This window comes from Geomonas edaphica (assembly GCF_004917075.1).
Lineage (GTDB): Bacteria > Desulfobacterota > Desulfuromonadia > Geobacterales > Geobacteraceae > Geomonas > Geomonas edaphica.
Genome location: NZ_SSYB01000004.1, coordinates 771,322 through 796,349, shown reverse-complemented (window position 1 = coordinate 796,349; position 25,028 = coordinate 771,322). Strand labels below are relative to the sequence as shown.

The following is a 25,028-nucleotide window of genomic DNA, read 5'->3' as shown; positions in this document are numbered from 1 at the left end:
GGGGCGCGCTCTATTTGTAGTTCTTGCGTCTGAACAGGCCGGTCTTCAGCGAGGCGATACGGTCCAGGAACAAAAAGCCGTCCAGGTGATCCATCTCGTGCTGGATGGCGACCGCCTCGAAACCGGAGGCATCGAACTCGCGCACGTTGCCGTCGGGCTCGGTGAAGCGCAAGGTGAGCTCGGTGGCGCGCTCGACGTCGCCGGTGTAGTCCGGGACGCTCATGCACCCTTCCCGCATCACGGCGGCGCCGCTTTTCGAGACGATCTCCGGGTTGATCATCAGCAACAGGCCGTGGTTGTTCTCCTTGCCGTGCCGGTTCTTGGAGACGTCGATCACACAGACCCGCATCGACACGCCGATCTGCGGCGCGGCGACGCCGACCGAACCGGGTCCGGCGTGCATGGTGTCCACTAGGTCTTCGATGAGCTTTTTGACCTCATCGTCTATGGCCTGCACCGGGGCGCAGACCTGCTTCAGAATGGGATCGGGGTAGGTAACTATCTCTTTGACTGCCATATAAAGATCAGAGGGAGACCGGTGTTATGAGACGGACCGAGATCTCTACGCTCAACTCCTTTTTCAGTTTTTCCAGGAGGGCGGAAGCATCCTCCACCGTGAGCCCCTGCGGGAGCGCGGCCTCGAGCACGAGCACATAGACCGGGTCCGTGGGCTTGCCGATCAACTTCGTGTTGAGGTCGGTGATGCTCACGCCGCGGTCGGCAAGTTCGCGGGTGACGCGGTAGACGATGCCCGTCTTGTCCGAGCCGTAGACCGAGATGAGGCAGAGCTCCCCTTCCGGCCCCTGGTAGCAGACCTCGTCATCCTTCAGCGCGCGGACGAAGGCGGAAAGGCCGGTCCCCGCGGTCTTAAGGGCAAACTCCTCCTCGAGCTTCTTCTTGGAGAAGGGCTTCTCGTGGGCGACGATCAGGATCATGGCAAACTCGCCCCCCAGCATGGTACAGCTGGAGTCCTCGACATTGCAGCCGAGCTTGTACAACACCTCGGAGGTGTCCGCCACGATGCCGGTGCGGTCCTTACCGATAATGGTGATGGCGAAATGAGCCAGGTTGGGCTTGCGACAAAGGTTCATTGGGCCTCCTTGTTAGGGGGACAGGCACCTGCGGAGCCGGTCCCCTGCTAAATCTTGTTGATGAAAACTTCGCGGGGCTTGCTGGTGCCGTCGGAGGGGCCGATCACCCCTTCCTGCTCCATCTTCTCGATGATGCGGGCGGCGCGGTTGTAGCCGATCCTCAGGCGGCGCTGGATCATGGAGATCGAGGCCTGCTTCGCCTCGGCCACCAGGGCCAGGGCGTCGTCGTAGCGCTCGTCGATATCCTCGTCCTCGTCGCCCCCTCCCTTCTCGTCGCTAGCCTTCATCTCCAGGATCGACTTCTCGTAGACCGGTTTCCCCTGCTTCTTCAGGAACTCGACCACGCGCTGCACCTCGGCGTCGGAGACGAAGGCGCCGTGGGAGCGGATCATCTTCGAGGTCCCCGGCGGGAGGAAGAGCATGTCGCCCGCGCCCAGAAGCGACTCGGCGCCGTTGCAGTCCAGGATGGTGCGAGAGTCGATCTTAGAGGAGACCTGGAAGGAGATCCTGGCCGGGAAGTTTGCCTTGATGAGGCCGGTGATGACATCGACCGACGGGCGCTGGGTGGCGAGGATCAGGTGGATGCCGGCGGCACGTGCCATCTGGGCCAGACGGGCGATGGACTCCTCGATCTCGCGGCCGGCCACCATCATCAGGTCGGCAAGCTCGTCGACGATGACCACGATGTAGGGGAGGTGGCCGTGCTCCAGCTGCTCTTCCTTGGCCAGGAACGCCTGGATGGCCGCCTCGCGCGCCTCCATGTCCTCCGGGTCATCCAGGTGATCGGCCTCGTCGATCTCCTCGACCACGACGGTCTCGCGCGCGCGGTTCTCGGCCTCTTCCTTCTCCTGCCGCTCCAGCTCGCGGTTGTAGGAATCGATATTCCTGACCCCCTTGTCCGACATGAGGCGGTAGCGCCGCCCCATCTCCTCGACGGCCCACTTGAGCGCGAGAGCCGCCTTCTTGGGGTTGGTGACCACCGGGAGCAGGAGGTGCGGGATACCCTCATAGACCGAGAGTTCCAGCATCTTCGGATCGACCATGATGATCCTGACGTCGTTGGGAGTCGAGGTGTACAGAAGCGACAGGATCATCGTGTTGATGGCGACCGATTTACCGGAACCGGTGGCGCCGGCGACTAGGAGGTGAGGCATCTTGGCCAAGTCGGTAACGAGCGGCGTGCCGGCGATGTCCTTGCCGAGCGCCATCGGGAGCTTCATCTTCCCCTTGTGGAACTGCTCCGAGTTGAAGATCTCGCGCAGCGACACCATATCGCGCTCCCGGTTGGGAAGCTCGATACCGACGACCCCCTTGCCCGGGATCGGGGCCACGATGCGTATAGAGTGCGCCTGCAGCGCCATGGTCAGGTCGTCCTGCAGGCCGGCGATGCGGCTCACCTTGATGCCGGGGCCGGGAGAGAACTCGTACATGGTGATGACCGGGCCGGGGCAGATCTCCACCACCTCCCCTTCCACGCCGAAGTCCTTCAGCTTCTTCTCCATGAGCCGCGCGTTCATGGTGAGGGTTTCCTTGTCCTGGCGCTTCGCCCCCTCGGGCGGAGGATCAAGCAGGGAAAGCGGCGGAGTCTTGAAGTCCCCTTCGGCCTTGATGAAATCGAAGGCCTCCTGCACCGGCTCGCTCTTCTTCTCGTCCCTCTTCTTTTCCTTCTTGGCCACCGGCGCGGGAACCGGCGGCGGCACAACGGCAGGCTTGATGACCGGTGCCGCGTGCTGCCTGGGCTTTTCTTCCTTTTCCTTCTCCGAGGCTAGCTCGCGCGCGAGTGCCCGGCGCTGCTTGCTCTTTTCCCAGCTATCCTTCAGCGCCGTCATCCACCAGTTGGCGAAGAGGACGAAGGAGAAGCGGGAAAGTAACATGGCGCTAGCCGCCAGCATCGGGAGGAGGATGAGGAGCGCGCCGACCGTGCCGAAGGCACGCTTCAAAAGGGCGGAACTCTGGAAGCCGATGAAGCCGCCGGTCGGAACACGCTGCCCCAGGAACTCGGTGAACTGCAGGTTGAAGGCGAAAAGCCCCGCGACCGAGACCACCAGCAGGACGAAGCCGACGGCCTTGTAGCGCCGCCAGCGGACCGGGTCCGAGGTGAAGGAGCGGTAGGCGAGGTAGATCAGGTTGCAGGGGAAGATGTAGGAGGCAAGCCCGAAGAGCTGCAGGAAGAAGTCCGCCAGCTCGGCACCGAAGCGTCCCCCGAGGTTCCGGGTCTGGGTGAGCGTGGAGACGCTGTTGAAGGAGAGGTCCTCGCCGTGGTAGGAGGCGAGCGCCACGAACAGGAAGATCCCGGCGGCGCCGAAGGCCATCCCCTTCACTTCCTTGGTAACCTTTTCCTTCTTTTCGATCTTCTCTTCAGTCGTCATGCGTTACCCGTGTTTTGGACTCCTTCCCCCGGCGGGGGAGGGTTGGGGATGGGGTGATTACATCTCCAGAACAAGCGGCAGGATCACCGGCCGCCTCTCTATGGTCTTGTTGAAGAAACGGCGCAGCACGCGGCGCACCTCGAGTTTCACCTCGCTCCAGTCGGTGAGCGCCTCGCTGCTCACCAGGGCGAGCGTGTCCAGCACCACCTTCTTCGCCTCGTCCAGGTACTGCTGGCTCTCATCCTCAAAGATGAAGCCACGCGACACGATGTCCGGGCCGTAGATGATCTCGCCGCTCACCTGGTTGATGCCGACGATGACCACCACCATGCCGTCCTCGGAGAGATGCTTCCTGTCCTTCAAGACCACGTTGCCGACGTCGCCGACCCCCTTGCCGTCCACGAAAACACGGCCCGTGTTCACGTGGTCCACGACCGCCGCCTCGTCACCCGAGAAGAGCACCACGTCGCCGTTCACGGCGAGGATGCAGCGCTCCTCCGGGGTGCCGACCTTTTGGGCCAGCTGGGCGTGCTTCACGAGATGTCGGTACTCGCCGTGCACCGGCACGAAGAAGCGGGGCTTCACCAGGTTGTGCAGAAGCTTCAGCTCCTCCTGGCTTGCGTGCCCCGAGACGTGCACCTCGGAGACCTTCTCGTGGATCACCTCGGCGCCGCGCCGGTACAGGTGGTTCATCAAGTCCGAGATGGTCTTCTCGTTCCCCGGGATGAAGCGCGAGGAGAGGATGACCGTGTCGCCCCGCTCCAGCTTGATCTGCTTGTGATCGTCCATCGCGATGCGGATGAGCGAGCTCCTAGGCTCCCCCTGGCTCCCGGTGGTGATCATGCAGACCTGCTCCTTAGGGAGCCTCGGGAGCTCCTTCAGATCCATCAGGACGTCGTCGGGGACTCTCAGGTAGCCGAGCTCGCGTGCGATCTGCACGTTGGCGATCATGGAACGGCCGTTCAAAAGCACCTTCCGGCCGCTCTTTCGTGCCGCGTCCACCACCTGCTGCACGCGGTGGATATTGCTCGAGAAGGCCGCGACGATCACGCGCCCCGCGCAGCTCGGGAAGATCTCGTCGAAGGCCTCACCCACCACCCGCTCGGAGAGCGTGTACCCCTCGCGCTCGATGTTGGTGGAGTCGGCGAAGAGGGCCAAGACCCCGGCCTGCCCGTAACGGGCGAAGGTGGGGAGATCGGTCAGCTCGCCATCCACCGGGGTCTGGTCGAGCTTGAAGTCGCCGGTGTGGATCACCACCCCCTCGGGGCAGGTAAGGGCCAGGGCACAGCCGTCCACCGTGGAGTGGGCGACACGGATGAACTCGACGATGAAATCTCCAAGTTCGATCACGTCCCTGGGCTTCACCACGCGAAGGTCGACCTTCTCGTCCAGCTCGAACTCCTTGAGCTTTTCCTTCACGAAGCCGAGGGTGAGGGCGGTGCCGTAGATGGGGGGATTGATGTCCCTCAGCACGTAGGGGAGCGCGCCGATGTGGTCCTCGTGGCCGTGCGTGAGCAGGATGGCCCGGATGCGGTCGGCCCGTTCCATGAGGTAGCCGATGTCCGGGATCACCACGTCGATACCCAGCATGTACGGTTCCGGGAACATGAGGCCGCAGTCGACGATGACGATGTCCTCGCCGTACTCGAAGGCCGCCATGTTCAGGCCGATCTCGCCGAGTCCTCCGAGCGCCACGAACTTCAGGCCGGTACTCTCGATACTGGTTGCTTCCAAAGTACTCCCTTGCCGGGGACGCCTGTCCCCGCTAACCCCGCCTGCAGCCCGCTATCAGGTCAAGACCGGACCGCACCTTTGCGGGGTATTGTTAATCCGACATATTTCTCATTCCCACCCATCGCAAAGGTTCTGCACGGAATTCCGGGGAACGTGCAGTACAGCGGTCCACGAAGCGCAGCAGGTGACCTCGCGCTCCCCCCTTTACGAAGGGGGGGGCGGGGGGGATTTAGCCAAGGTAGCCTCAGCATCCAGGTGACAACGGAGTCACCCTCTAAGTCCCTTTTGCGAAAGCGGCAACTCGGGCTGAGTTAATTCCCCGAAGGCCCCGGCCACCCCTTCTGCTGCAGCACGAGGTCCGCGATGCGGGCATCGCAGCGCGCGATCCAGTCCTGTCCCGGAGCGTAGGAGCCGGCCACGGCGTAAAAAGAGCTCCTCAGGGCGCGGTAGGCGATGAGCGCCCGCGCCGTGTCGTGACGTCCCTCGGCCATCTGGCCGAGATCCCACAGTTTCTGCGCGGCACGCGGCACCACCGAGCTTCCCGGGGTGTACATGTGGATGGCCGCCTCGTACCCGGCCACCGCGGCGGTGAAGTCCCCGGCGAGCAGAGCCTTTTCCCCTTTGTCAAACTGCACGTACTGCCGGTACAGGGTGTTCCCCCAGAGGAGGGCAAGGGAGATGGCGACGACTACCGCTACGTTTATTGCTATGGTCTTGACCTTATCCATGTCGTTCCTGTTACGTCCCTATCGCGTCATGCACGAAAGAAGTTCGGGGCCACGGTGAGGAGCGTCCCCAGAAGGAGGAGCGCCACGCCCAAAAGCACGGCCGCCGCCGCGAGGACGTTCAAGGGGGAGCGCAGCCGGTGTGCGGCCGGCAGTCCCCAGAAGATGAGCGCGACGCCGAAGAGGGCCGGTAAGAGGTAAACGATCGACATCTAGTCAACCTCCAGCTTTGCCGCGATCGCCGCGCGCACCCGTTCCAGGAGCTCGGCCTCGGCGACGCCGGCGACCTCGATCGGTGCACCGAAGCTGACCCTGATGGTGCCGGGGCGCAGCTCGATCCGGTTGCGCGGGTTGATGGCCCTGCTGCCATTGATGGTGAAGGGGACGATAGGAACCCCGGCGCGCACCGCCAGCATGAAGGCGCCGCGTTTGAAGGGAAGGAGCGCACCGTCCTTCGTGCGGGTCCCCTCCGGGAAGATCACAACACTTGCACCCGAGGCGATGCGCTGCGCCGCCTGTTTCATGCTCTTCAGTGCCTTCCTGCCGTCGCTGCGGTCAAGCGGGATGTACCCGGCCCGGCGCATCGCGGCGCCGAAGACCGGCACCCGGAAGAGTTCCTCCTTGGCGACCCAGGAGAACAGGCGCGGGATGGCGCGGGTCAGGGCGAGGATGTCGAAGTTGCCCTGGTGGTTCCCCATGTAGATGACCGGCCCCTCGGTCGGGACCATTTCCAGCCCCTCCACTTCGACCTTGATCCCGGCCATCGGGAGCGAGACCAGGCTCCAGACCCTCGCGCAGGCGTGACCCACCCGGCCGGAAGCATCGAACAGGCCGCCGATCACGGCAGCGAGGCTGCATAACAACGTGTACGGAACGAAGAAAAGAAGGTAGATACGGGCTCTCAGCATGACCGGTTACGTTACTTTTTTTTACGATGAGAGTCAAACAATATCGCTTGCCATGAGGGCGTGATTTCTATACACTTCCCCAATTCAAAACGCAAAAGGAGAACACCCCCATGGCAAGTCTGAACAAGGTGATGCTCATAGGCAACCTGGGCAAGGACCCCGAGGTCCGTTACACCGCCGGCGGCACCGCCGTAGCCTCCTTCTCCCTGGCCACCACCGACCGGATCAAGGGCAAGGACGGCAACTGGGAAGACAAGACCGAATGGCACAACATCACCCTCTGGGCGCGTCTCGCTGAGATCGCCGGCGAGTACCTCGCCAAGGGGAAGACGGTATATATCGAGGGGCGCCTGCAGACCCGCAAGTGGACCGACAAGGACGGCAAGGACCGCTACACCACCGAGATCGTGGGTGAGAAGATGCAGATGCTTTCCGCGAAGGGCGAGGGTGGCGCACCGCGCCAGGGCGGCGGCCGTCCGCAGCAGCAGGACTACAACCAGGGTGGCGGTTACGAAGAGCCGACCTTCAACCCGGACGACGAGATCCCGTTCTAGTCGGTACCCAGGGCACTAGAGGTAAAGGAAAAGGCGCACCCACATGAGGTTGCGCCTTTTTTTTTGCCGCTTTAACGGCGGTGCATCGATTGCAGCGTCATCGTACTCGCCCACGTCACCGTCACCGCTTGCCTCAAACCACCAAGCGGAACCTCGCGCCACCCTCGGTATTCTCGACGGTGAGCGTTCCCTTCATGTTTCTCTCGATGATCATCTTCGCCATGTAAAGACCGATCCCCGCCCCCTGCGGCCCTTTCGTGGTGAAGTAGGGATCGAATACCTTGTCGAGGATCTCCTCCGGCACCCCGCCGGCGTTGTCGGAGACGGTCACCACCGAACGCCCGTTTTCTTCGCCCACGTGGATCCGGATCGTCGGTTGGGGCGGCTTCGCCGCGATGAAGGCGTCCCGCGCGTTGATGAGAAGGTTCAAGAGCACCTGGGCGTACTCGTTCGGGTACCCGTCGATCTGCGGCTGCGCCGAGGAGGTAACCTCGATCCTGATCTGCACCTCGTGCAGACTGATATCCACCAGGGAAACGGTCTTCTCCACCGCCCCCAGCACGGAGAAACTGGACTTTTCCGTCGCGGGGGTGAAAAAGCTCCTGAACTTGTCGATGGTCTGCGACATATGCACGATGGCATCCATCATCTTCTCCACCTTCGTGTCCAGGTATTCCTCGGTCAGCTCACCAAGCCGCAGGGTGATAGGGAGGTCCTGGGCCAGAAGGGCGAGCACGTTCAGCGGCTGGCGCCATTGGTGCGCGATGTTGCTGATCAACTCTCCCATGGCCGCCAGCCGCCCCTGCTGGATCAGCATGCGATCCATCTGCCGCAGCCGCTCCACGGCCTGCAACCGCTCCGCACTTTCCCGCTCCAGCTTCTCGTAGGCGGTACAGAGTTCGCCGTTTCTCTCCTTCATCTGCCGCTCGGCCAGGCGCCGGGTCACGATCTCCGACCTCAGCTGGATTTCCGTCATCACGGCGGCGGCCAGATCCTCCACCACGGAAATCTGCTCGCCGGTCCACTCTCTGGGCTTCCCGTCGATGACACAGAAAGAGCCGAGGATGTAGCCGTCCGCGCTGGCGAGGGGGATGCCGAGGTAGGCAATCACGTTCAAGTCCCGGATGGCGAGGTTGTCCTTGAAAAGCGGATGCTCCCGCGCGTCCTTAATTACGAGTGGGGTCTTGGCGATGCGGTTGTACTGGCAGAAGGAATGGGAAAGCGGGGTTTCACGCCGTGACTGCCACGGCTCAGGAAGTCCCAGACAGCTTTTGAAGAACTGCCGGTCCGAGTCGATCAGGGAGACGAGTGCCGTCGGGGCGCTGGTGAAGCGTGCCGCGAGTCGGGTCAGCCTGTCAAACGCCTCCTCCGCGGGTGTGTCGAGCAGGGCGACGGCGCGCAAGGCCGCGAGCCTCGTGGGGTCCGCTACATGTTCCAGAACTTCCCTCGCTTCTTTACCGTTCATCGTTCCCTCTTCCATAAAGGCCGTACACGGCCGCCTTGGTCACCCTCGGACACAAGGGGATAAAGTATCAGATTTTCCGACACTTTCAAGCCGCCCCCGCCGGCGCCACCGCTTGGACACCACTACACGATTCGTGAGTTTTTCCTTTTCATTTAGGCGTTTACACGACTGGCACAAATAAAATAAGATATCAATGCCTCGCTGACAGAAACGTCAACCGATGCGGCTTGAAGGAATGGGGTTCATCGCCCCTTGTGAAACACGTGCTGAAGGAACAGGTATGGCCAAGATCATTTCGTTCGAGAAGATGCAGCTGGCGATCAGGAAAAGAAGAGAAGCGGAAGCACACCTGCAGAGCACCGAAGATGACATCACCGCGATCCTCAACGACTACTCACTCACCCCGGCTAACCGCCGCTGGAAACTGGAAAACATGCTGATGGACGTAGACGAGCAGCTGGAACAGTACCGCAGGGAGCTCGAAGCCGCGGAAAGGAAGCTGAACGCGCTGGTGGCGAGCGCCGAGGGGGAGATCGCCCGCGCTTACGGCGAGTTCGAGGCGAAGGTGCGCGGCATGACGGTCGCGGTACACAAGCTGACCGGCGGCGGCACCGCCTGCATGGCAGCGGGAGGCGCAACGCACGGCGAACCCTGAGCGTCTTCCCTCTTTTTTCAGGTTATGGTTTTCAGCCCCACCTGTTTGTGCTAGTTATGTAGACGTTCAACGTCACAGCACCGCACAGGGAGGTTGACCATGAAGATCCGCAAGAAGATTCTCGATTTCGAGTACGAGGAAGTCCTCGAGGAGAAGTACCGCGAGCTGATCCGCGTGGCATGCGCCGTAGCGGTCGGCTGCCCGGACTGACTGAAGAAGCATTTCGCGGTCGCGAAAAACGCAGGTGCCACCGAGGCGGAGCTGAACGAGGCCATGGCCTACGGCATCATCGCCCCTTCCGGAAGGGCGAAGAACTTTGTGCGCAGCCAGGAAGAAGCCCTGAAGGAACTGTAACCTCCACCCATCCCCGCCGGGACCGTACTGGTCCCGGCTTTTTGTCTTTTTAAGGAACACCTGCGGTCTTGAAACGTCTTCTTTCTTCCAAAAACAGCAAGCGCATCTCGATCCGTCGTGATGTCGCCGCCCTCTCCATGCCGGTGCTTTTGTCCTCGCTTTTCCAGCGCCTGGTCTCCATCGTGGACATCTTCATGGTGGGGGGGCTCGGTGCCGCGGCGATTGCCGCCACCGGTCTCGGACAGCTCCTCATCTTCGTCACCATGACGGTCTTCTGGGGGCTTTCCACGGGAACGAACGTGGTGACAGCACACCTCTGGGGCGCGGGAAGGCGCGTCGAGGCGAAGAGAGCCGCCTTCGCGTCGCTTCTCTTCTGCGCCCTTCTCGCCGTTGCGGCGAGTTTCCTCGGCATGTCCTTCGGCAAAGAGATCGCCGTCTTCATGGGGGCGCAGCCCGAGGTACTCTCCTACGCCTCCGAGTACATCCGCCTCGTCTTTTTATACTTCGGCTTCACCGCCGGGCTGAACATCCTCTCCGCCATCATGCAGGGAACCGGCAACACGCGCACCCCGATGGAGGGGATCCTACTGGTGAACGTCCTGCACGTGGCGATCGCCTACCCCCTCATCTACGGCCACTTCGGCTTCCCCCGCTTCGGCGTCGTCGGCGCGGCCTACGCCATCAACCTCTCCGAGGCGGCGGGCTTTTGCTACCTCCTCGTCCAGGCGTTCCGCGGTGGTTACCTGAAGGTCGGGAAACCGGACCTGGTGCTGCTGAAGAAGGTGCTCGGCATCGGCTACCCAGTCGCCCTAGAGCGCATCGCCCAGCAGTCCGGCCAGCTCTTCTATTCCAAGTTCATCATAGGCTTTGGTACCGCCGCGTACGCCGCGCACCAGATCGGCCTCTCCATCGAGTCGCTCTCCTTCATGCCCGGCGCCGGGATGGGCATCGCTGCGGCGACCCTCATGGGTCAGGCGCTCGGGGCGAGGAAGCTGAGGCGGGCCCACATGAGCCACACCGAGGCGCTCAGGCTCGCCGTCCTGGTCATGGCCTTCATGGCGCTGCTCTTTTTCTTCCTGCCGCACCAGTTGATCGCCCTCTTCACCTCCGACCCGGACGTCATCGAGAAAGGGAGCGTCTTCCTTAGACTGGTCGCCTTCGCTCAGGTACCGCTCGCGCTATCCTTTGTCTACGCCGGGAGCCTGCGCGGCACCGGCGACACCCACTTCGTCTTCCTGGTCACCCTCGCCTCCATGTGGGGAATCCGGGTGCTCCTCTCCTACATCGCCGCCGTCCCGCTCAAGCTCTCGCTTTATGCGGTCTGGAGCGTCTTCGTCGTCGACTGGTTCGTCCGCGCCGGTGCCTTCTGGTGGCGCTACCAGCGACGCGACCTGCACCAGGTGATCATCTAGCCGATGCGGCTTTCATTCACACCAACCACAGAGCCATACGAGATCCGGGAGCGCCTGGGGCGGCTTCTTACGCCCGGCTCCCTCCTCGACGACCCGCTCGAACGGCGTATCGCGCGCCTGGGAGATCGCTTCGTAGGTTACGCGGCAAGCTATCCCCTACCCCTTTGGGCACCCGGCCTCGAGATCACCCCCGAGATGCGCGGCATGACCGAGGCACTCTTTCCGCTCGCCGAACCGCGCGCCCTGTTCGAAAAGGTGCTGCTGCGCGGCTGCCGGTTCGCCCCATTGCTCTCCGGCACCTATCTGGAGAGCTCAGCGAGCTGGCTCGACCTGCTGCAGAGGCTCTCGCCGCAGCTTCCCTGCGCCGATCCCACGCCGTCCCTGTGCCGGCTCGCCTGCGACGACGCCGCACGCACCGCGTTTCTTTTCGCGCTCATGCTTCCGCAGCATTTCGGTGGCGGCTTCGACCGCTATCCGCGTCAGCTCTCGTGGATTTCGATGTGGATGAAAGGGTCGCGCCGTGCAGACGGCATACGCGTGCTGGACGCCGCCTGCGGCAGCGGTGAAGGGACCTACCAGGTGGCGCAACTCCTAGTAGAGGCCGGGATGGGTAAGGGAAGCGCCGTGCACGGCTCCACGCTGGAGCCGATCGAGCTCTTCGCCGGCGCCCACATGCACTTCCCGCACGCCCCCGAACGCGAACAGGAGTACCGTAACCGGGCGGGATCGCTCCTCGGGCCGGGTGCCAACGCCCCGGCGATGGAATTCTACCTGGACCGCGTCGACGCCCCGCCGCAGCGCGAGCCTTACGAGCTGGTCCTTTGCAACGGGCTTCTGGGCGGTCCCCTGCTGCACGAGCCCGACGAGCTCGCCTCCGCCTTCGCCGGGCTATCCGCGCGGCTAGCTCCCGGCGGGTTGCTGCTCGCCGCCGACCGTTTCCACGCCGGTTGGCGTCAACGCGTTCCCGAGGAGGATCTTATCGCCCTGATGCGGATCCACGGCCTCACCCCGGTCGAGGTCCCCGAAGGGATCGCGGGTAAAAAGGGATAGGATCTCATCAGAACAAGTTGCCGCAGCGTCCCCGCCCCAGGAGGGGGAGGGACAGGGAGGGGGAGATGCAAATAAGAAAGGGGATGGAGCCATATGGCCCCATCCCCTTTCTTATTGCCCCACCATGCTGACCGGACTTTTACGCCTTCAGCAGCACCCCGCCCCAGGAAAGCCCGCCGCCAAAGCCCATCATGAGCACCAGCTCGCCCGGCTTGATCTTTCCGTTTCTGCGATTCTCGTCCAAGGCAAGCCCCACCGAGCCCGCCGCCGTGTTGCCGTAGCGGTCCAGGTTGAGCAGGAACTTCTCCTTGGGGATCCCGGTCTTCTTGGAGATGAAGTCGATGATACGCACGTTCGCCTGGTGCGGGATGATGTGGTCGATCTCCTCGGGACGCACACCGCCGCGCTCGGCGAGATCGGTGATGATGCGCGGAATGACGTCCACCGCGAAGGTGAAGACGCTTTTACCGGCCATCTTGAAGGTGTTTTCCTTTGCCGCGATGCTCTCGGCGCTGACCGGCTTTCTCGAACCGGAAGACGGGACCTGGATCAGCTCCCATCCGCTGCCGTCGCTCTGCATCATGCTGTGCAGGATGCCCTTGCCGGAAACCCCGGCACCGAGGATCACCGCTCCGGCGCCGTCGCCGAATAGAGGCGCGGTCCCGCGGTCGTCAAAGTCGAGGATCTTCGAATAGGTGTCGGCCCCGATCAGGAGCACCTTCTTGTACTTCCCGGACCGGATCAGGTTGTCCGCCAGCTCCATGCCGTAGATGTAGCTGCTGCAGACGGCGTTCATATCGAAGGCGAAGGCCCTCGTGGCGCCGATGTTCTTCTGCACCATGCACGCCGTGGCGGGGAGAATCATGTCGGGGGTGGAGGTGGCGACGATGATGCAGTCGATATCGAGAGGGTCTACGTCCCCGTTTTCGAGGGCGAGGAGGGCGGCGCTGGTGGCGAGGTCAGAGGTTGCCTCTTCCGCTGCCGAGAAACGCCGTTCACGGATGCCGGTGCGGGAATGGATCCAATGATCCGCGTCATCCACGAGGTAGTTGAAATAGGCATTAGGGACAACACGAGCCGGAACGTAGCCGCCGGTCCCCAGGATTTCCGAACGTATCATGTAGAGAGCGCCTCCTGGCTTCCCGCGTGGACACAGCAGGAAGCACTCTCTGTATATCTCATAATAAAATACTGTTTGTCAATTGTTCCCTTTATAAAAAACGGCATCCACCACGCCGTAGGCCCAAACGATCATGAATCCACCCAAAAGGTATTTTGCGTAAGGGGCATCCACTTGGATCGCCGACACCACCTGCTCCGGCGTAAGGCCCCCTTCGCGCCCGGCCACCATGAGCTTGCCTGCGCTTCTCAGTGCTACAAACAGCGCGCCGAGGATGAAGATGTTATCCAGCAGGATCATCACCCCACCCTTTAGGCGGCTTCCACGGTAGAGTTGTCCCAGCCCGGGAAGCACCAGGGCGGAAAGTGCCACGGATTTGATCCGGTTCGTCATCGGTTCGTTCTCCTTGTCGGCCACCTGAATGGTGAACCGGTTTTAAGTAATCTGTTGTTTTGTGTTGTACAACCGACGGTTTTTTGTTAGTTTTCGTCGCTATGGACCGAGCCGAACGCACCAAAAGACGCGACGCCATCATGCCGCTACTAAAGGACCCCGATCCGGAGGTACGACAGGCCGCTTCGCGCGCCCTGGAAGCGCTGGAAGCGGCGGAGAGCCTCGAGGAGGTCTTCGACCGCTTGAAGCGAGGTGACCGGGCCACCAAAGTAGCCGCGATCTACGCCTTGGGGCGTATCCCCGACGACCGCGTGCTGCAGATACTGAACTACTGCGCCGCAAGGCCCGAGGAGGACATCCGGTGCGCCGCGGTCAGCGTTCTCGGCGAACTGGCGCGCCCCGAGGCACTCACCACGCTGGTCGAGAAACTTGATGACCCTTCCACCCCGGTGCGCGCCCTTGCCATCGCCGCGCTCTCCCGCTACCGTGATCGCTCGCTCGTATCGAAGCTCGTGCCGTTTCTGGAGGCGAACGACGGCTTTCTCGACGCCGAGGCTGCCCTCACCTTGGGGCGGATCGGTGACGCCTCGCTGGCCGAAGCCATCACCGGGCTGCTTAGCTCCCCCCACGACAAAACCCGCGCCGCAGCGGCCACCGCACTGGCGCAGCTTCCCTAGCCACCCGCACCGTCTCCCCTCCCACGTTAATTCACCTTTGTTCGGGACGCTTGGGACCGAAAACGAGCGACCGATTCTATCTTAGCCAAGGAAAGCTTGTCAAACGCATACCGTGCCGTGCTGGTAAACGCGCCGTTGTTGACACTCTTTGGCAAAAAGCTTAGTATTACGTAGTTTTTCGGCCCGCCGCTGCGCGTCTGGAGTTATATGGCAAAAGTAAAGGTAAAGACCGGGTTCGTCTGCTCCGACTGCGGTGCGACCTACCCGAAATGGCAGGGGCACTGCTCCGCCTGCGACGCCTGGAGCACCATCAAGGAAGTACGCCTGGGGCCGGAACCACGCTCCGGGCGGCGCGACGGTTTCGCCGGGACCACCTCGCCGGTCACCCTCCTTAAAGATGTGCAATTCACCGATGAGCATCGCTTTTCAAGCGGCAGCGAAGAGTTCGACCGGGTGCTCGGGGGAGGCTTCGTACCCGGCTCGGTGATCCTGATCGGCGGAGACCCCGGCGCGGGGAAAAGCACCATCCTGCTGCAGACCATGTGTCACGCGGCTGCGAGCAGAGAGGTCCTCTACGTCTCCGGCGAAGAGTCCCTGCAACAGATCGCCGGGCGGGCCAGGAGGCTGCAGCTTCCCCTCGACCGGGTCAAGATGCTTGCCGAAAGCTCCGTGGAACGGGTACTGGAAGCCGCCGAGAGCGAACGCCCCGCAGTGGTGGTGATCGACTCGATCCAGGTGATGCAGTCCGCCGTTGTCGACGCGGCGCCGGGCGGCGTCTCCCAGGTAAGGGAATCGGCCGCCGCCTTCACCTGCTTCGCCAAGACTTCCGGAGTGGTCCTCATCATGGTAGGGCACGTCACCAAAGACCAGTCCCTCGCCGGTCCGATGACGCTCTCCCACATGGTGGACACCCAGGTGATGCTCTCCTCGACCGAGGACGCGCGCTACCGGCTCATGCGCACCACTAAAAACCGCTTCGGCCCGGTGAACGAGCTCGGCGTCTTCGCCATGACCGAGAAAGGGCTGCGGGAGGTGAAGAACCCCTCCGCGATCTTCCTCTCGCGCACCGAGAATGCCGCCCCCGGGAGCCTCATCAGCGTCCTTTGGGAAGGAACGAGGCCGCTTCTGGTGGAGATCCAGTCGCTCGTGGTCTCCGCTCAATATGGCTCCCCCCGGCGCCTCGGCATCGGACTCGACCAGAACCGCATCGCCATGGTCCTCGCCGTCATCAACAAGCACGGCGGCCTCGTGCTCGCAGACCAGGATGTCTTCGTCAACGTCGTCGGCGGCATCCGGGTGCTGGAAACCAGCGCCGACCTGGCGGTAGCCCTCGCCATCGTCTCGAGCTTCAGGAACTCGGTCCTGCCGCAGGACCTCCTGGTTTTCGGAGAAGTCGGGCTTTCCGGCGAGATAAGGCCGGTTTCCAACGGTGAATCCAGGCTCAAGGAAGGGGTGAAGCACGGCTTTACCCGAGCCATCGTTCCGAAGGGTAACGCCCCCAAGAAGGAGATACCGGGCATGAAGGTGGTGGGAGTGACCTCGCTCTCCGAAGCCCTCGACGCCATCTAAGCGGATAGTAGAGCCCCGGCGGCTGAGATTTCGTCTTCCGGATCTTTGGTTAAGAGGAAAATTTCACTTTACTAATTTAGAAAAATCCTCTTTAATGTCGTATTGATTAGAAAGGGTAGGTGTTCATGAATTCGGAAAAGCTCGAGTACTTCAGAGGAATCCTGCAGGAAGAGAAACGAACGCTCCTGGAAGAAGCTGGCCGGACCGTTATGGAGATGAACTCCGACACGACCAACTTCCCCGACCCGACCGACCGCGCCACCCAGGAGTCGGACCGCACCTTCGAACTGCGCATCCGTGACCGCGAGCGCAAGCTCATCAACAAGATCCAAGAGGCGCTCAACCGGATCGACAACGGCACCTTCGGGATCTGCGAGGTCTGTGAGGAGGACATCAGCGAAGCGCGCCTGAAGGCCCGCCCGGTGACCACCCTCTGCATCGACTGCAAGATGGAGCAGGAAAAGAAAGAAAGATTCCGCTAGATCTACAATTCACCGCTCGTCTCTCGGAGTTCGCATGGCTGCCCGGAAGGTAGACAACCTGCTGGTGCAAGCGTTGCTCATTGCCCAGTCTTCAGGTCGTTCCCACCAGGCCCGACTCGGCAGCTTGCTCCGCTTGGCGGCCCGCTCCCTCGGCCTCGCCTCCGCCTCACTTTTCGTCCCCGATCCCTCGGAACCTATACTTACCCAGCGTTACATCGCCGGCGCCACCGGCATCGCGCAGCGTTGTGCCATTCCTTTCGATATCGGCTGCGCCGGCCGCGCCGCGTCACAGCGGATCGACGTCTTTTGCACCCACAGCGATCTCCATCCAGAGGAACGCGGCGGCGCCGAAGCGATAGGCTATCATTCCCTTCCCGTCCTCGACGACGACCGACTGGTCGGCGTACTCGTGCTCGGCAGCGCCGACGCCTCCCTTTCTCCTGCAAGCTTAGCCCTTTGCAGAAAGTTGCTCCCCGTTTTCAGCCTGACGCTTGCCGCCCTCGCCGCCGCCGAACAGGCACAGGCCTCAGGGCGCATCATGTCGCTCCTCTCCGGTCTGGGGCACCTGCTCGGATCCCCCACCGCCGCCGGCACCCTGCTTCCCAAGATCGCCAGGCTCTGCACCGGCTCTGGTTTGGCAGGGTTCGCCGTGATCCGCCTGACCCCGAACGGCAGGAGCAGGGGCAGGGTTTTCAAGAGCTGCCAAAGCAGCTTCCGACAGGATCTCGAGGCACTCCTCGATGTGGAGCAAAAGCTTTCCGCCTGCGCCCTCGCTGCCGGTGCCACCCGCACCGAGCAGGTTGTTCTCGCCGGATCAGGTTACCGTGCGCTGAGCGCCCCATTGGGCAGCAACGGCAGCACCATGGGTGCGCTCACCCTCTTCGGCGGTCCCGAACTCCTCTCACCTGAGCATATCGATGCGGCGGGGGCGCTCGCCCGACTTCTCTCCGGCACCCTTGCCGAAGCCATCTGCAAGGAAAGGGTCGCGAGTCTCGACAGCGAAAACGAGAAGAAGCTGAAGGAACTTTCGCTGCTGTACCGGCTCAGCAACACCATGCTTTCCACCATCAAGCTGAACAAGCTGATTCACCTAACACTCACCGCGCTCACCTCCGGCCCGACCCCGTTCTTCGACCGCGCCATGCTCTTTCTAACCAACGAGCGTTCCGGTTCGCTGGTCGGCATGCTCGGCGTCACCACCGAGACGTCCCCTCCCCTCTCGATCCCGCAGGGAGGAAGCGAAGATATCCTTTCCAGCCGCTGGGACATCACCGAAGGTGAGATGGAGGCACAGCGCGACTCCGACTTTTGCCGGAAGGTGCAAGGGAAGCGACTCCAGTTGGACGGCACCCTCAACATCGCCTCCCAGGCCGTCCTGGAAAAGCGCCTGATCTACATTCCAGACGAAGCCGTGATCGGCGCCGATCCCGCCACCGCACCGCGCACCGCCCTCGCCGCCTCGCCTCTCATAGCCCACGGCCAGACCGTCGGGGTGGTACTCGTCGACAACGCGCTCACCCAGTCACCGATCGCCCAGGAGCACCTTCGCTTTCTACAACTTTTCACCAACCAGGCAGGAATGGCGATCGAAAACTCGATGCTCTACAACAAGATCGAGGATGCCAACCGCCAATTGAGCGAGGCGCAGGAGAGCCTGCTCCAGAAGGAGCGTTTGGCCGCCATAGGCGAGATGGCCGCAGGTATCGCCCACGAGCTCAAGGGGCCGCTCGTCTCCATCGGCGGCTTCGCCGGGCGCCTCGCACGTAAACTTCCGAAGGAAAGCACGGAATGGGCCCACGCCGACCTGATTGTGCGCGAGGTGGTTCGCCTGGAAGGTATCCTCTCCGAAATCCTGCTCTTTTCCAAGAAGACGACCATCTGCTATACACGCTGCAACATGGTCGATGTCGTCAAGGAAACGCTGGCGGTCGTGACGCCGCCGCTCGAAGAGAAGCAAATCCGCATCAGCACCAAGTTTCCGCGCCAGAAGCAGGTGCTTCTAGGTGACAGCCAGCAACTGAAGCAGGTGTTTATCAATATCATCCTGAACTCCCTGGACGCCATGGGGACCGGTGGAGAATTGATGATTCAGGTTCTTCCCTGCGATCTCGACGGCAAGGACGCCGTCACGGTGAAGATAGCCGACACCGGTGGCGGCATCCCGCTCGAGCAACTGAACAGTATCTTCACCCCCTTTTTCACCACCAAGGGGAGCGGTACTGGACTCGGGCTACCCATCGCCAACCGGATCATCACGAACCACGGCGGCAAGATTCAGATCACGAACCAGCCCGGCCAGGGAGTCGAGTTCCGCATCATCCTGCCCAAACACTGGTGAGTTGGTTATAGACAAAATCACCGCCCGCCAGATGCGAGCGGTCGTTCCTGCGCGATAATGGGGGTGTAGCTCAGCTGGGAGAGCGATGCGTTCGCAACGCATAGGTCGTCGGTTCGATCCCGATCATCTCCACCAATAAGAACAGGCACTTGCGATATTTTCGCGAGTGCCTGTTTTGTTCATGCTGTAGTAAGATTCCACAACAGCAAATTTATCGGACGCTTTTCCGGTTCCGCTTACTTTTCTGGGGCCTATGCTTTCGCTAGCTTTTAAGTCGTAAAAGTTACTAAGTCCCCAGCGTCCTCTCGACCCTATCGCACCACAAGATACGCCAATTACACATGTCATATTAAAATTGATATTAAATTCAAGAAGCCATATAATACGAGGCATTTAATATCATTGACTAGCAAGGAGGTGTATCGCATGGGGAGATTCATCGGTAGTTTAGCAAAAGCTGCTGTAGGAGCGGTGATGTTCGGGACCATGTTCGGTTGCGCAGCGTCGCTGCAGCCGAAAACTCTGGATACTGGCAAGGTTCTGAGCAAGGAGATTAGAGTCAAGGCGCACGACCTTTCGGGTAAGCCGATCAGTGAAAGCGCGGTACGGGATGCTCTCGCGGCGGCCCTTATTGCTGGCGGGAGACTCCCAACGTCATACGGCGAACAGTTCAAAGGCAGCTTTTCGAACACTAGCACCTTCCTTACCCACGGCGTACGGTCCAAAGCGACCGCCTCCGGCATCAAGGTGGAATACCTTAAGGGGACCAAGGTCACAAACACCACCGCAGCCCCCTCTTTTTACGAAAGCCGCATTGCGGCGACCTTCCCTCTGACAATCACCAAATCCGACGATGGGGAACTATACAGGGCAATCCTCGGTTTTCCGGCACAGGTCGCAATGACTCCTCCCCCGTTCATGCCGTTTGAAAATCCGGCGTACTTTATGAGTGAGGAGAAGGTTGTGCCTAACCTGATGAGCAAGTACGACGCACTGAAGGAGGTAGCTATCGCGGCGACTGCTGCCGTTACCGGCGAAGTGACGGTGGAGGCCCCCCCCGAGGCCGTGCGTGGCAACCTGGAACGTATCCTAGGCAAATTCGATAAATACGCCGATACGGGAAATGCATACAACCTCGACGTGCAGGGGCACGTACAAAAACTGCGTGTCGCACTGTACCCGTACAGAACAGGGTGCAAGATGCAATATTCCGTGGACATCCCTTACACAGTGTCCGAGACGACATCGCTCACAGAGTCAGACATCCAAGCAGTCAAGCGGAAGGTTGAGTCCGTCGCTAAGGATTGACCCTCAACTCCCTCCATGCCAGACACTTTGCCTACAGTTGCGGCTATGAAACCTGGAATTGATGCTTAATCAGGAAGTTAATCGTTGGCTAACCAGCTTTTGCCTTGTTCGAGTATTTGATTTTCATTGAGCTCAGGAGGAAATGTGAACTTCAATAATACAGTTTTTATCTTTATGTTTTTACTGATGTTGTTTGGTTGTTCCGCGTCTGAAGACCTTGAAAACAAGTATTATGGCTCGTGGATTGATTATCAGCACAATTTAAAACTAAATTTACTTGCTGATCATTCTGGTAATTTTATTTCAAACAACGGGTTTCAACCCGTATTGTCTGGACATTCCTGGAGAAGAATAAAATTAAATACGAACTAGTAGATTTAGCTAATGCCCCAACGATGCAAGGAAATTACCAAGATGGTAAATTGCAGGTTGGTGGTTGTACCTACGAGAGATAGAAGCAAATGTCAGCGGGATGTTCTTGAGAAGGTAATTTTCTGCTTTGTTACTGCAAATCTGAAAATCTCAAGGACGTCCCTTCCCCCCCCCACTCTTCTAAAGCGCAATTCTCGCCACCCGTCCTTGCATTTCAAACAAATTGGTCGTTTCTGGTCCGTCCGCGTTGGATTAAGGTACCGTGCATTGGGAGTCTCAACCGACGATGGCGTACTCTGGTTTTGAATTGGCACCCACAAGGATTACGACCGTCTGCTCTCCTGAGGACAACACCAGCTACCTACGAGCCGTTTGACTTTCTCGCCGCCCTCCAGCTCAAAATTTTGTCGGTTGAAGTTTACCCCACGTACGGGTAGTCTTTGACAGGCTTAAAAAATTTTAAGGAGGTGCCGCGATGCCATATGACGACACGAACGATCCGGACTTGATCACCCTATCTGAAGCAGTACTGCAGGCGTTCACCCCAGAGATGTACAACCACATGATTTCACTTTTGCCCACCCCCGAAATCTACGCTGCAACGCATGGCCAGTTCGCCAACGGGTATCCTGCTTATTTGAAAGGTGACCCCGACGGAATCAAGGCCTTCGAAGAGGCCCGCAACGCCATCAAGCAGTTCCTCACGATGCTTTCGGGTTTGTCCAAAACTGCTGCCATCAAAGATCCGACTGTTCCCGAGAGGCTTCCGTTGTCCCAAACTCATACCAAAGCCACCGGTAGCAACTCCTCCTTGACTGCGGCCCGCGACTTCAAAGCCTATTACGACCGCAAAGGCAACATCTACGCGACATTCCCCAAAATTCCAGGCTCCAAAGGATATCAGATTTGGCTTTGCGAAGGAGACCCCAACGTTGAAGGCAACTGGAGGCTATTAACTTCGTCAACTAACAGCAGAAAAGTTCTCCTTCCGACTCTCAACCGCACCAACAACAACTGGCTGAAGGTCAGGGGCATGCGTGGCACCGAGGCCGGGCCTTGGTCCAACCTTGTGGCCATAGCACCCGCTTGAGACCACCTATGGAGCCCCCATAAAACCGGGGGCTCCACATCATCAGCAACCTGCCTTTATCACGCCTACCACACAAACCCGCCATTGCCATCCAGTAACTTCCATAATTCATCCCACTACCATCACTATATAACCGGAGTCCCGCCAACTTGACAGCGGGATTCATCTTACTTGCCGGCAAAACTGGAACCATCGATGGCGGAAAGTGACGCCTAAGATGGTCAAACTTGCAGCTTCAACTACAGGAACTACGAGGTTTGAGCGCCAAACCTGTAACTTCCATGGTTGAAACTAAGAGGTTTGGTTGCCGAACCTGCAACTTCGAGGGGCGAAACTACAAGGTTTGACCACCGAACTTGTAACTTTGAGGGTCCAAACTATCAAGTTCGAGGGCGAAACCTACAACTTCGGCGCCCAAACCTGCAACTTTGCCGGTTTGGGCTGTCGGATGCAGCTCCGCTTCTGCACCGTGCACGGTTTCTTCGCGGGTACTATGGCACCAAAATGTTCGTACTATCCAAGAAAGCCTCCATGTTCTATGCTGCCGGGACCGCTGCCGCGACTGCGGCACCGCGGGTGACTACCAAAATACTCAAGGACAGGAGGCCTTCGTGAAAGTTATCGCAATCAATGGCAGCCCGAGGAAGAACTTCAATACCGCACAGGTGCTGCAAAAGGCGCTGGACGGGGCGGCTGCAAAAGGGGCGGAGACGGAACTGATTCATCTGTACGACCTCGACTTCAAGGGGTGCACGAGCTGCTTTGCCTGCAAGCTGAAAGACGGGAAGAGCTACGGGAAGTGCGCCATGAGGGACGGGCTTACGCCTGTTTTGGAGAGGATCGCACAGGCGGATGCCTTGGTGCTCGGCTCACCGATCTACTTCGGAAGGGTCACAGGGGAGATGAGCTCTTTCATGGAAAGGCTCCTTTTCCAGTACTTCGTTTACTCACAGCCGCCGGAATCCCTGTTCGGCAGGAAGATCCGCACCGGGTTCATCTACACGATGAACGTCCCGGAGGAACTCATGCAGCAGTGGAACTACCAGCTCCACATGTCGGGAAATGAAAACTACCTGCGGGCCATCTTCGGCGAGTGCGAGACGCTTTGCTGTAACGAGACGCTGCAACTGGACGACTACAGCAAATACGTCTTCAGCTACTACGACCCCGAGCAGCGGCGGGAAAGACACAGCGTGCTCTTCCCCGAGAACTGCCGCAAGGCCTTCGAGATGGGAGAGCGGCTTGTAACAAAAGCATAAGGGATGCCCCCCTCCCCCTTCCCGCAAGTCTCTACTAAAAAGAAAGGCGTCGGCATTGCCGACGCCTTTCTTTTTCGATGTAGCATGACCTGCGACCAACGCGCGCTAGGGTATCCTCGACGCGAAGGAGACGCCATCGACAAGAAGCGTTTTGTTGTCGTCTGAGACAGCAATACTGCCCGTTCCCGAGTTGACACCCCAGTCACCGTTGGTATCGACTGTAGCGTTTGTCGTTATGACATGGGTCGCAGGGTTCCAGCTGTAGGTACCACTCTCCATGCCGGGCCAACCGCCGCCATCTGGCGTCCCGTCGTGGGCGAGCATGAAGGTCGTGTCGTTGATGAGGGTGATGGCGATGGAGCCACCCGGGCCGGGGCGATACCATCCACCGACGAGCGCATTGGTGCCGGAGGGAAGAACGCGGGTCGCGAAGTTCTGCCCGTTTACCTTCAGGGTGTTGTTGTCGGTGGACAACGCCAGGGTGAGCGTCCCGGCGTTTGAGAAGCCCCACTGCCCGTTGGTATCCGCCGTAACCGTGGCGGCGAAGGCACCGGTGGTCTCATTCCAGGTGTAGGTGCCGGACTCCATCCCTGGCGTCCCAGATGGATCGGCTTGCACATCGCCGTCATGAGCCATCATGAACCTCTGACCGTCGACGAAGTTGATGACGATGGGCCCCTTCGCCTGCCCTCCATTGGGATAGGCGACGTACCAGCTCCCCACGAGCTTCGAGGTGGCGGTGCCGAATTCGGTGACGGCGGTGGCCGTGGCGGTGGCAGGCGAAGCGTTCCCGAAGGCGTCATACGCGACCACGGTGTAGCTGTACTTGGAACCCGCAGCGAGCCCGGTGTCGGTGAAAGTCGTGCCGGTCACCGTACCGACCTGGGAAGCGCCACGGAAGATTTTGTACGCGGTCACGCCCACGTCGTCGGTCGCGGCGGTCCAGGTGAGTTTTATCTGGGTGGTCGAGGAGGCGATCGCGCTCAGGTTAGTGGGGGCAGTCGGCGGAACGGCATCGGGTGTGACGTTGAGAAAGGCGTTGATCACGCTTTGCAGCTCGCTTAGAGAAACCTTGCCGTCGAGGTTCAGGTCTCCCGGAAGAGCTGGCGCTGCGCTCGCCGGAAAAGGCATCAACATGGCCGCCGCAACGGCGGTGAACAAACTCCTCCTCAGGTTCTCCTTCAACATGATCCCCTCCCCAGGAACATCATTGCATATGTCTTATTGACCGTCACAAAGAAAACAACCTGCTGATACACTGTTTCAATTCTCATGTCAACACGAATCAAGCCGGTTTTTCAAAGACATAGAGGTGGCAGAACGGTCGAACGTATGCCATCCGCCTCCCTTCATAGGTACTTATCCACCATGACCTTACGCTTTTTCCCTCCGTGTTTACTTAAAGTTTAGCTCCTTAGCTCCCGATGAATGGATCTGCTAGATGTGCAACTGGAAAAAGGGAGGAACCATGCCGATTGTAACCTGGGACGGAAGCTTGGCGGTCGGGCACGAGATGATCGATGAACACCATGAACACCTCGTTGAACTGCTCAATAAAGCGTATGACGAGTTCTGTGAAAAGAAAGCCGCTCAACACATCGCAGCTGTACTTGACGAACTGGCGGACTATGCGACGTATCACTTTGCCCAGGAGGAGCTCCTCATGGAGGAGACGGACTACCCCCGCAAGGAAGAACACCTGCTTGATCACGCCTATTTCGTTAGAAGGATCGGTGAGATTCAGAGGGATTTTGCCGTCGGCGGGGTGCCCATCTCTCTGGAGATCATCTCATTCCTAAGGGGATGGCTCGTAAGACACATATCGCACAGCGATGCAGATCTCGGGGCACACGCGGCTAAGGTCAACAAAAAACCCGTCGTAATCGACCTCCAATAAATATGGCAGCGGCAAGGCATTGGACACCGCGCGTCCATGCCTTGCCAGAACCATGTCCCACCCCCCTCCCTCACAGCCCCTCTAGAACCGTTTAAGTTCTGCCATATAAAACCGATATCTACGCATAGCGGGCGCCGTTTGTCCAACAAAGCCATCTGAAATGGATATTCACATTTATGACTGTCGATTATATAGTGCGCGTCTAA

24 protein-coding genes and 1 tRNA gene are annotated in these 25,028 nt (G+C 60.1%); 14 read left to right on the top strand and 11 right to left on the bottom strand.

Features of this window, described 5'->3' with window-relative positions:
- Positions 1-10 precede the first annotated feature (10 nt).
- The 7 genes from def to E8K79_RS14310 all read right to left on the bottom strand — a co-directional run bounded on the left by def (position 11) and on the right by E8K79_RS14310 (position 6,827).
- Entirely contained in the window at positions 11-517 is a 507-nt protein-coding gene (gene def / locus E8K79_RS14340; protein ID WP_136515309.1) for a peptide deformylase, read from the bottom strand.
- A 7-nt stretch (positions 518-524) separates the two neighbouring features.
- A complete protein-coding gene (locus tag E8K79_RS14335; protein WP_135868897.1) occupies positions 525-1,091 on the bottom strand; it encodes a glycine cleavage system protein R in 567 nt (188 codons plus the stop codon).
- Positions 1,092-1,138: 47 nt separating this feature from the next.
- Positions 1,139-3,460: a DNA translocase FtsK gene (locus tag E8K79_RS14330; RefSeq protein ID WP_136515308.1), complete on the bottom strand. Its 2,322-nt coding sequence runs from the start codon at positions 3,458-3,460 to the stop codon at positions 1,139-1,141.
- Between the two features lie 57 nt (positions 3,461-3,517).
- Positions 3,518-5,194 carry a ribonuclease J gene (locus E8K79_RS14325; protein WP_135868899.1) on the bottom strand — a complete coding sequence of 559 codons (1,677 nt, stop codon included), beginning with the start codon at positions 5,192-5,194 and terminating at the stop codon, positions 3,518-3,520.
- A gap of 311 nt (positions 5,195-5,505) precedes the next feature.
- Positions 5,506-5,922, bottom strand: a complete 417-nt coding sequence (locus E8K79_RS14320; protein WP_136515307.1) for a hypothetical protein — start codon at positions 5,920-5,922, stop codon at positions 5,506-5,508.
- A 26-nt stretch (positions 5,923-5,948) separates the two neighbouring features.
- Positions 5,949-6,131, bottom strand: a complete 183-nt coding sequence (locus E8K79_RS14315) for a hypothetical protein (protein ID WP_135868901.1) — start codon at positions 6,129-6,131, stop codon at positions 5,949-5,951.
- Positions 6,132-6,827 (bottom strand): lysophospholipid acyltransferase family protein, encoded by a 696-nt coding sequence (locus tag E8K79_RS14310; RefSeq protein ID WP_135868902.1) that lies wholly within the window; start codon positions 6,825-6,827, stop codon positions 6,132-6,134.
- A gap of 110 nt (positions 6,828-6,937) precedes the next feature.
- Here E8K79_RS14310 and E8K79_RS14305 point away from each other — a divergent pair, with 110 nt between their 5' ends.
- Positions 6,938-7,381, top strand: coding sequence for a single-stranded DNA-binding protein (locus E8K79_RS14305; protein ID WP_136515306.1), 444 nt, complete (start codon positions 6,938-6,940; stop codon positions 7,379-7,381).
- 133 nt (positions 7,382-7,514) lie between these two features.
- Here E8K79_RS14305 and E8K79_RS14300 read toward each other — a convergent pair whose 3' ends face one another.
- Positions 7,515-8,846, bottom strand: a complete 1,332-nt coding sequence (locus tag E8K79_RS14300; protein ID WP_136515305.1) for a GAF domain-containing sensor histidine kinase — start codon at positions 8,844-8,846, stop codon at positions 7,515-7,517.
- Between the two features lie 280 nt (positions 8,847-9,126).
- Between E8K79_RS14300 and E8K79_RS14295 the strand changes: the two genes are divergently transcribed.
- From E8K79_RS14295 to E8K79_RS14280, 4 genes are all read left to right on the top strand, one after another.
- The gene (locus E8K79_RS14295; RefSeq protein ID WP_136515304.1) at positions 9,127-9,501 is read left to right on the top strand and encodes a hypothetical protein; all 375 of its coding nucleotides are present in this window, start codon (positions 9,127-9,129) and stop codon (positions 9,499-9,501) included.
- A gap of 99 nt (positions 9,502-9,600) precedes the next feature.
- Positions 9,601-9,855 carry a GSU3128 family (seleno)protein gene (locus tag E8K79_RS21620; protein ID WP_281275009.1) on the top strand — a complete coding sequence of 85 codons (255 nt, stop codon included), beginning with the start codon at positions 9,601-9,603 and terminating at the stop codon, positions 9,853-9,855.
- 68 nt (positions 9,856-9,923) lie between these two features.
- Positions 9,924-11,267, top strand: a complete 1,344-nt coding sequence (locus E8K79_RS14285; RefSeq protein ID WP_136515303.1) for an MATE family efflux transporter — start codon at positions 9,924-9,926, stop codon at positions 11,265-11,267.
- Between the two features lie 3 nt (positions 11,268-11,270).
- On the top strand, positions 11,271-12,317 hold the full coding sequence (locus E8K79_RS14280; RefSeq protein ID WP_136515302.1) for a methyltransferase domain-containing protein: 1,047 nt from the start codon (positions 11,271-11,273) through the stop codon (positions 12,315-12,317).
- Between the two features lie 139 nt (positions 12,318-12,456).
- On the opposite strand, the gene E8K79_RS14275 is transcribed toward E8K79_RS14280, so the two are convergent.
- Together E8K79_RS14275 and E8K79_RS14270 are read right to left on the bottom strand one after the other, a co-directional pair.
- A complete protein-coding gene (locus E8K79_RS14275; RefSeq protein ID WP_135868926.1) occupies positions 12,457-13,437 on the bottom strand; it encodes a beta-ketoacyl-ACP synthase III in 981 nt (326 codons plus the stop codon).
- 78 nt (positions 13,438-13,515) lie between these two features.
- Complete coding sequence (locus tag E8K79_RS14270; protein ID WP_136515301.1) at positions 13,516-13,830, bottom strand: hypothetical protein; 315 nt, start codon at positions 13,828-13,830, stop codon at positions 13,516-13,518.
- Positions 13,831-13,970: 140 nt separating this feature from the next.
- Between E8K79_RS14270 and E8K79_RS14265 the strand changes: the two genes are divergently transcribed.
- From E8K79_RS14265 to E8K79_RS14225, 8 genes are all read left to right on the top strand, one after another.
- A complete protein-coding gene (locus E8K79_RS14265) occupies positions 13,971-14,507 on the top strand; it encodes a HEAT repeat domain-containing protein (RefSeq protein WP_246043830.1) in 537 nt (178 codons plus the stop codon).
- A gap of 207 nt (positions 14,508-14,714) precedes the next feature.
- Positions 14,715-16,076 (top strand): DNA repair protein RadA, encoded by a 1,362-nt coding sequence (gene radA / locus E8K79_RS14260; RefSeq protein ID WP_136515299.1) that lies wholly within the window; start codon positions 14,715-14,717, stop codon positions 16,074-16,076.
- A 125-nt stretch (positions 16,077-16,201) separates the two neighbouring features.
- The gene (gene dksA, locus E8K79_RS14255; protein WP_135868930.1) at positions 16,202-16,558 is read left to right on the top strand and encodes an RNA polymerase-binding protein DksA; all 357 of its coding nucleotides are present in this window, start codon (positions 16,202-16,204) and stop codon (positions 16,556-16,558) included.
- A gap of 34 nt (positions 16,559-16,592) precedes the next feature.
- Complete coding sequence (locus E8K79_RS14250; RefSeq protein WP_136515298.1) at positions 16,593-18,896, top strand: ATP-binding protein; 2,304 nt, start codon at positions 16,593-16,595, stop codon at positions 18,894-18,896.
- A 59-nt stretch (positions 18,897-18,955) separates the two neighbouring features.
- Positions 18,956-19,031: transfer RNA gene (locus E8K79_RS14245), tRNA-Ala, on the top strand.
- Positions 19,032-19,322: 291 nt separating this feature from the next.
- Entirely contained in the window at positions 19,323-20,204 is an 882-nt protein-coding gene (locus tag E8K79_RS14240; RefSeq protein ID WP_136515297.1) for a hypothetical protein, read from the top strand.
- Positions 20,205-21,051: 847 nt separating this feature from the next.
- Complete coding sequence (locus E8K79_RS14230; RefSeq protein WP_136515295.1) at positions 21,052-21,666, top strand: hypothetical protein; 615 nt, start codon at positions 21,052-21,054, stop codon at positions 21,664-21,666.
- Between the two features lie 611 nt (positions 21,667-22,277).
- On the top strand, positions 22,278-22,925 hold the full coding sequence (locus E8K79_RS14225; protein WP_136515294.1) for a flavodoxin family protein: 648 nt from the start codon (positions 22,278-22,280) through the stop codon (positions 22,923-22,925).
- A gap of 105 nt (positions 22,926-23,030) precedes the next feature.
- Here the strand turns inward: E8K79_RS14225 and E8K79_RS14220 are convergent, their stop codons facing one another.
- A complete protein-coding gene (locus E8K79_RS14220) occupies positions 23,031-24,113 on the bottom strand; it encodes a fibronectin type III domain-containing protein (RefSeq protein WP_136515293.1) in 1,083 nt (360 codons plus the stop codon).
- Between the two features lie 280 nt (positions 24,114-24,393).
- Here E8K79_RS14220 and E8K79_RS14215 point away from each other — a divergent pair, with 280 nt between their 5' ends.
- Positions 24,394-24,822 carry a bacteriohemerythrin gene (locus E8K79_RS14215; protein WP_162604667.1) on the top strand — a complete coding sequence of 143 codons (429 nt, stop codon included), beginning with the start codon at positions 24,394-24,396 and terminating at the stop codon, positions 24,820-24,822.
- Positions 24,823-25,028: the final 206 nt, after the last annotated feature.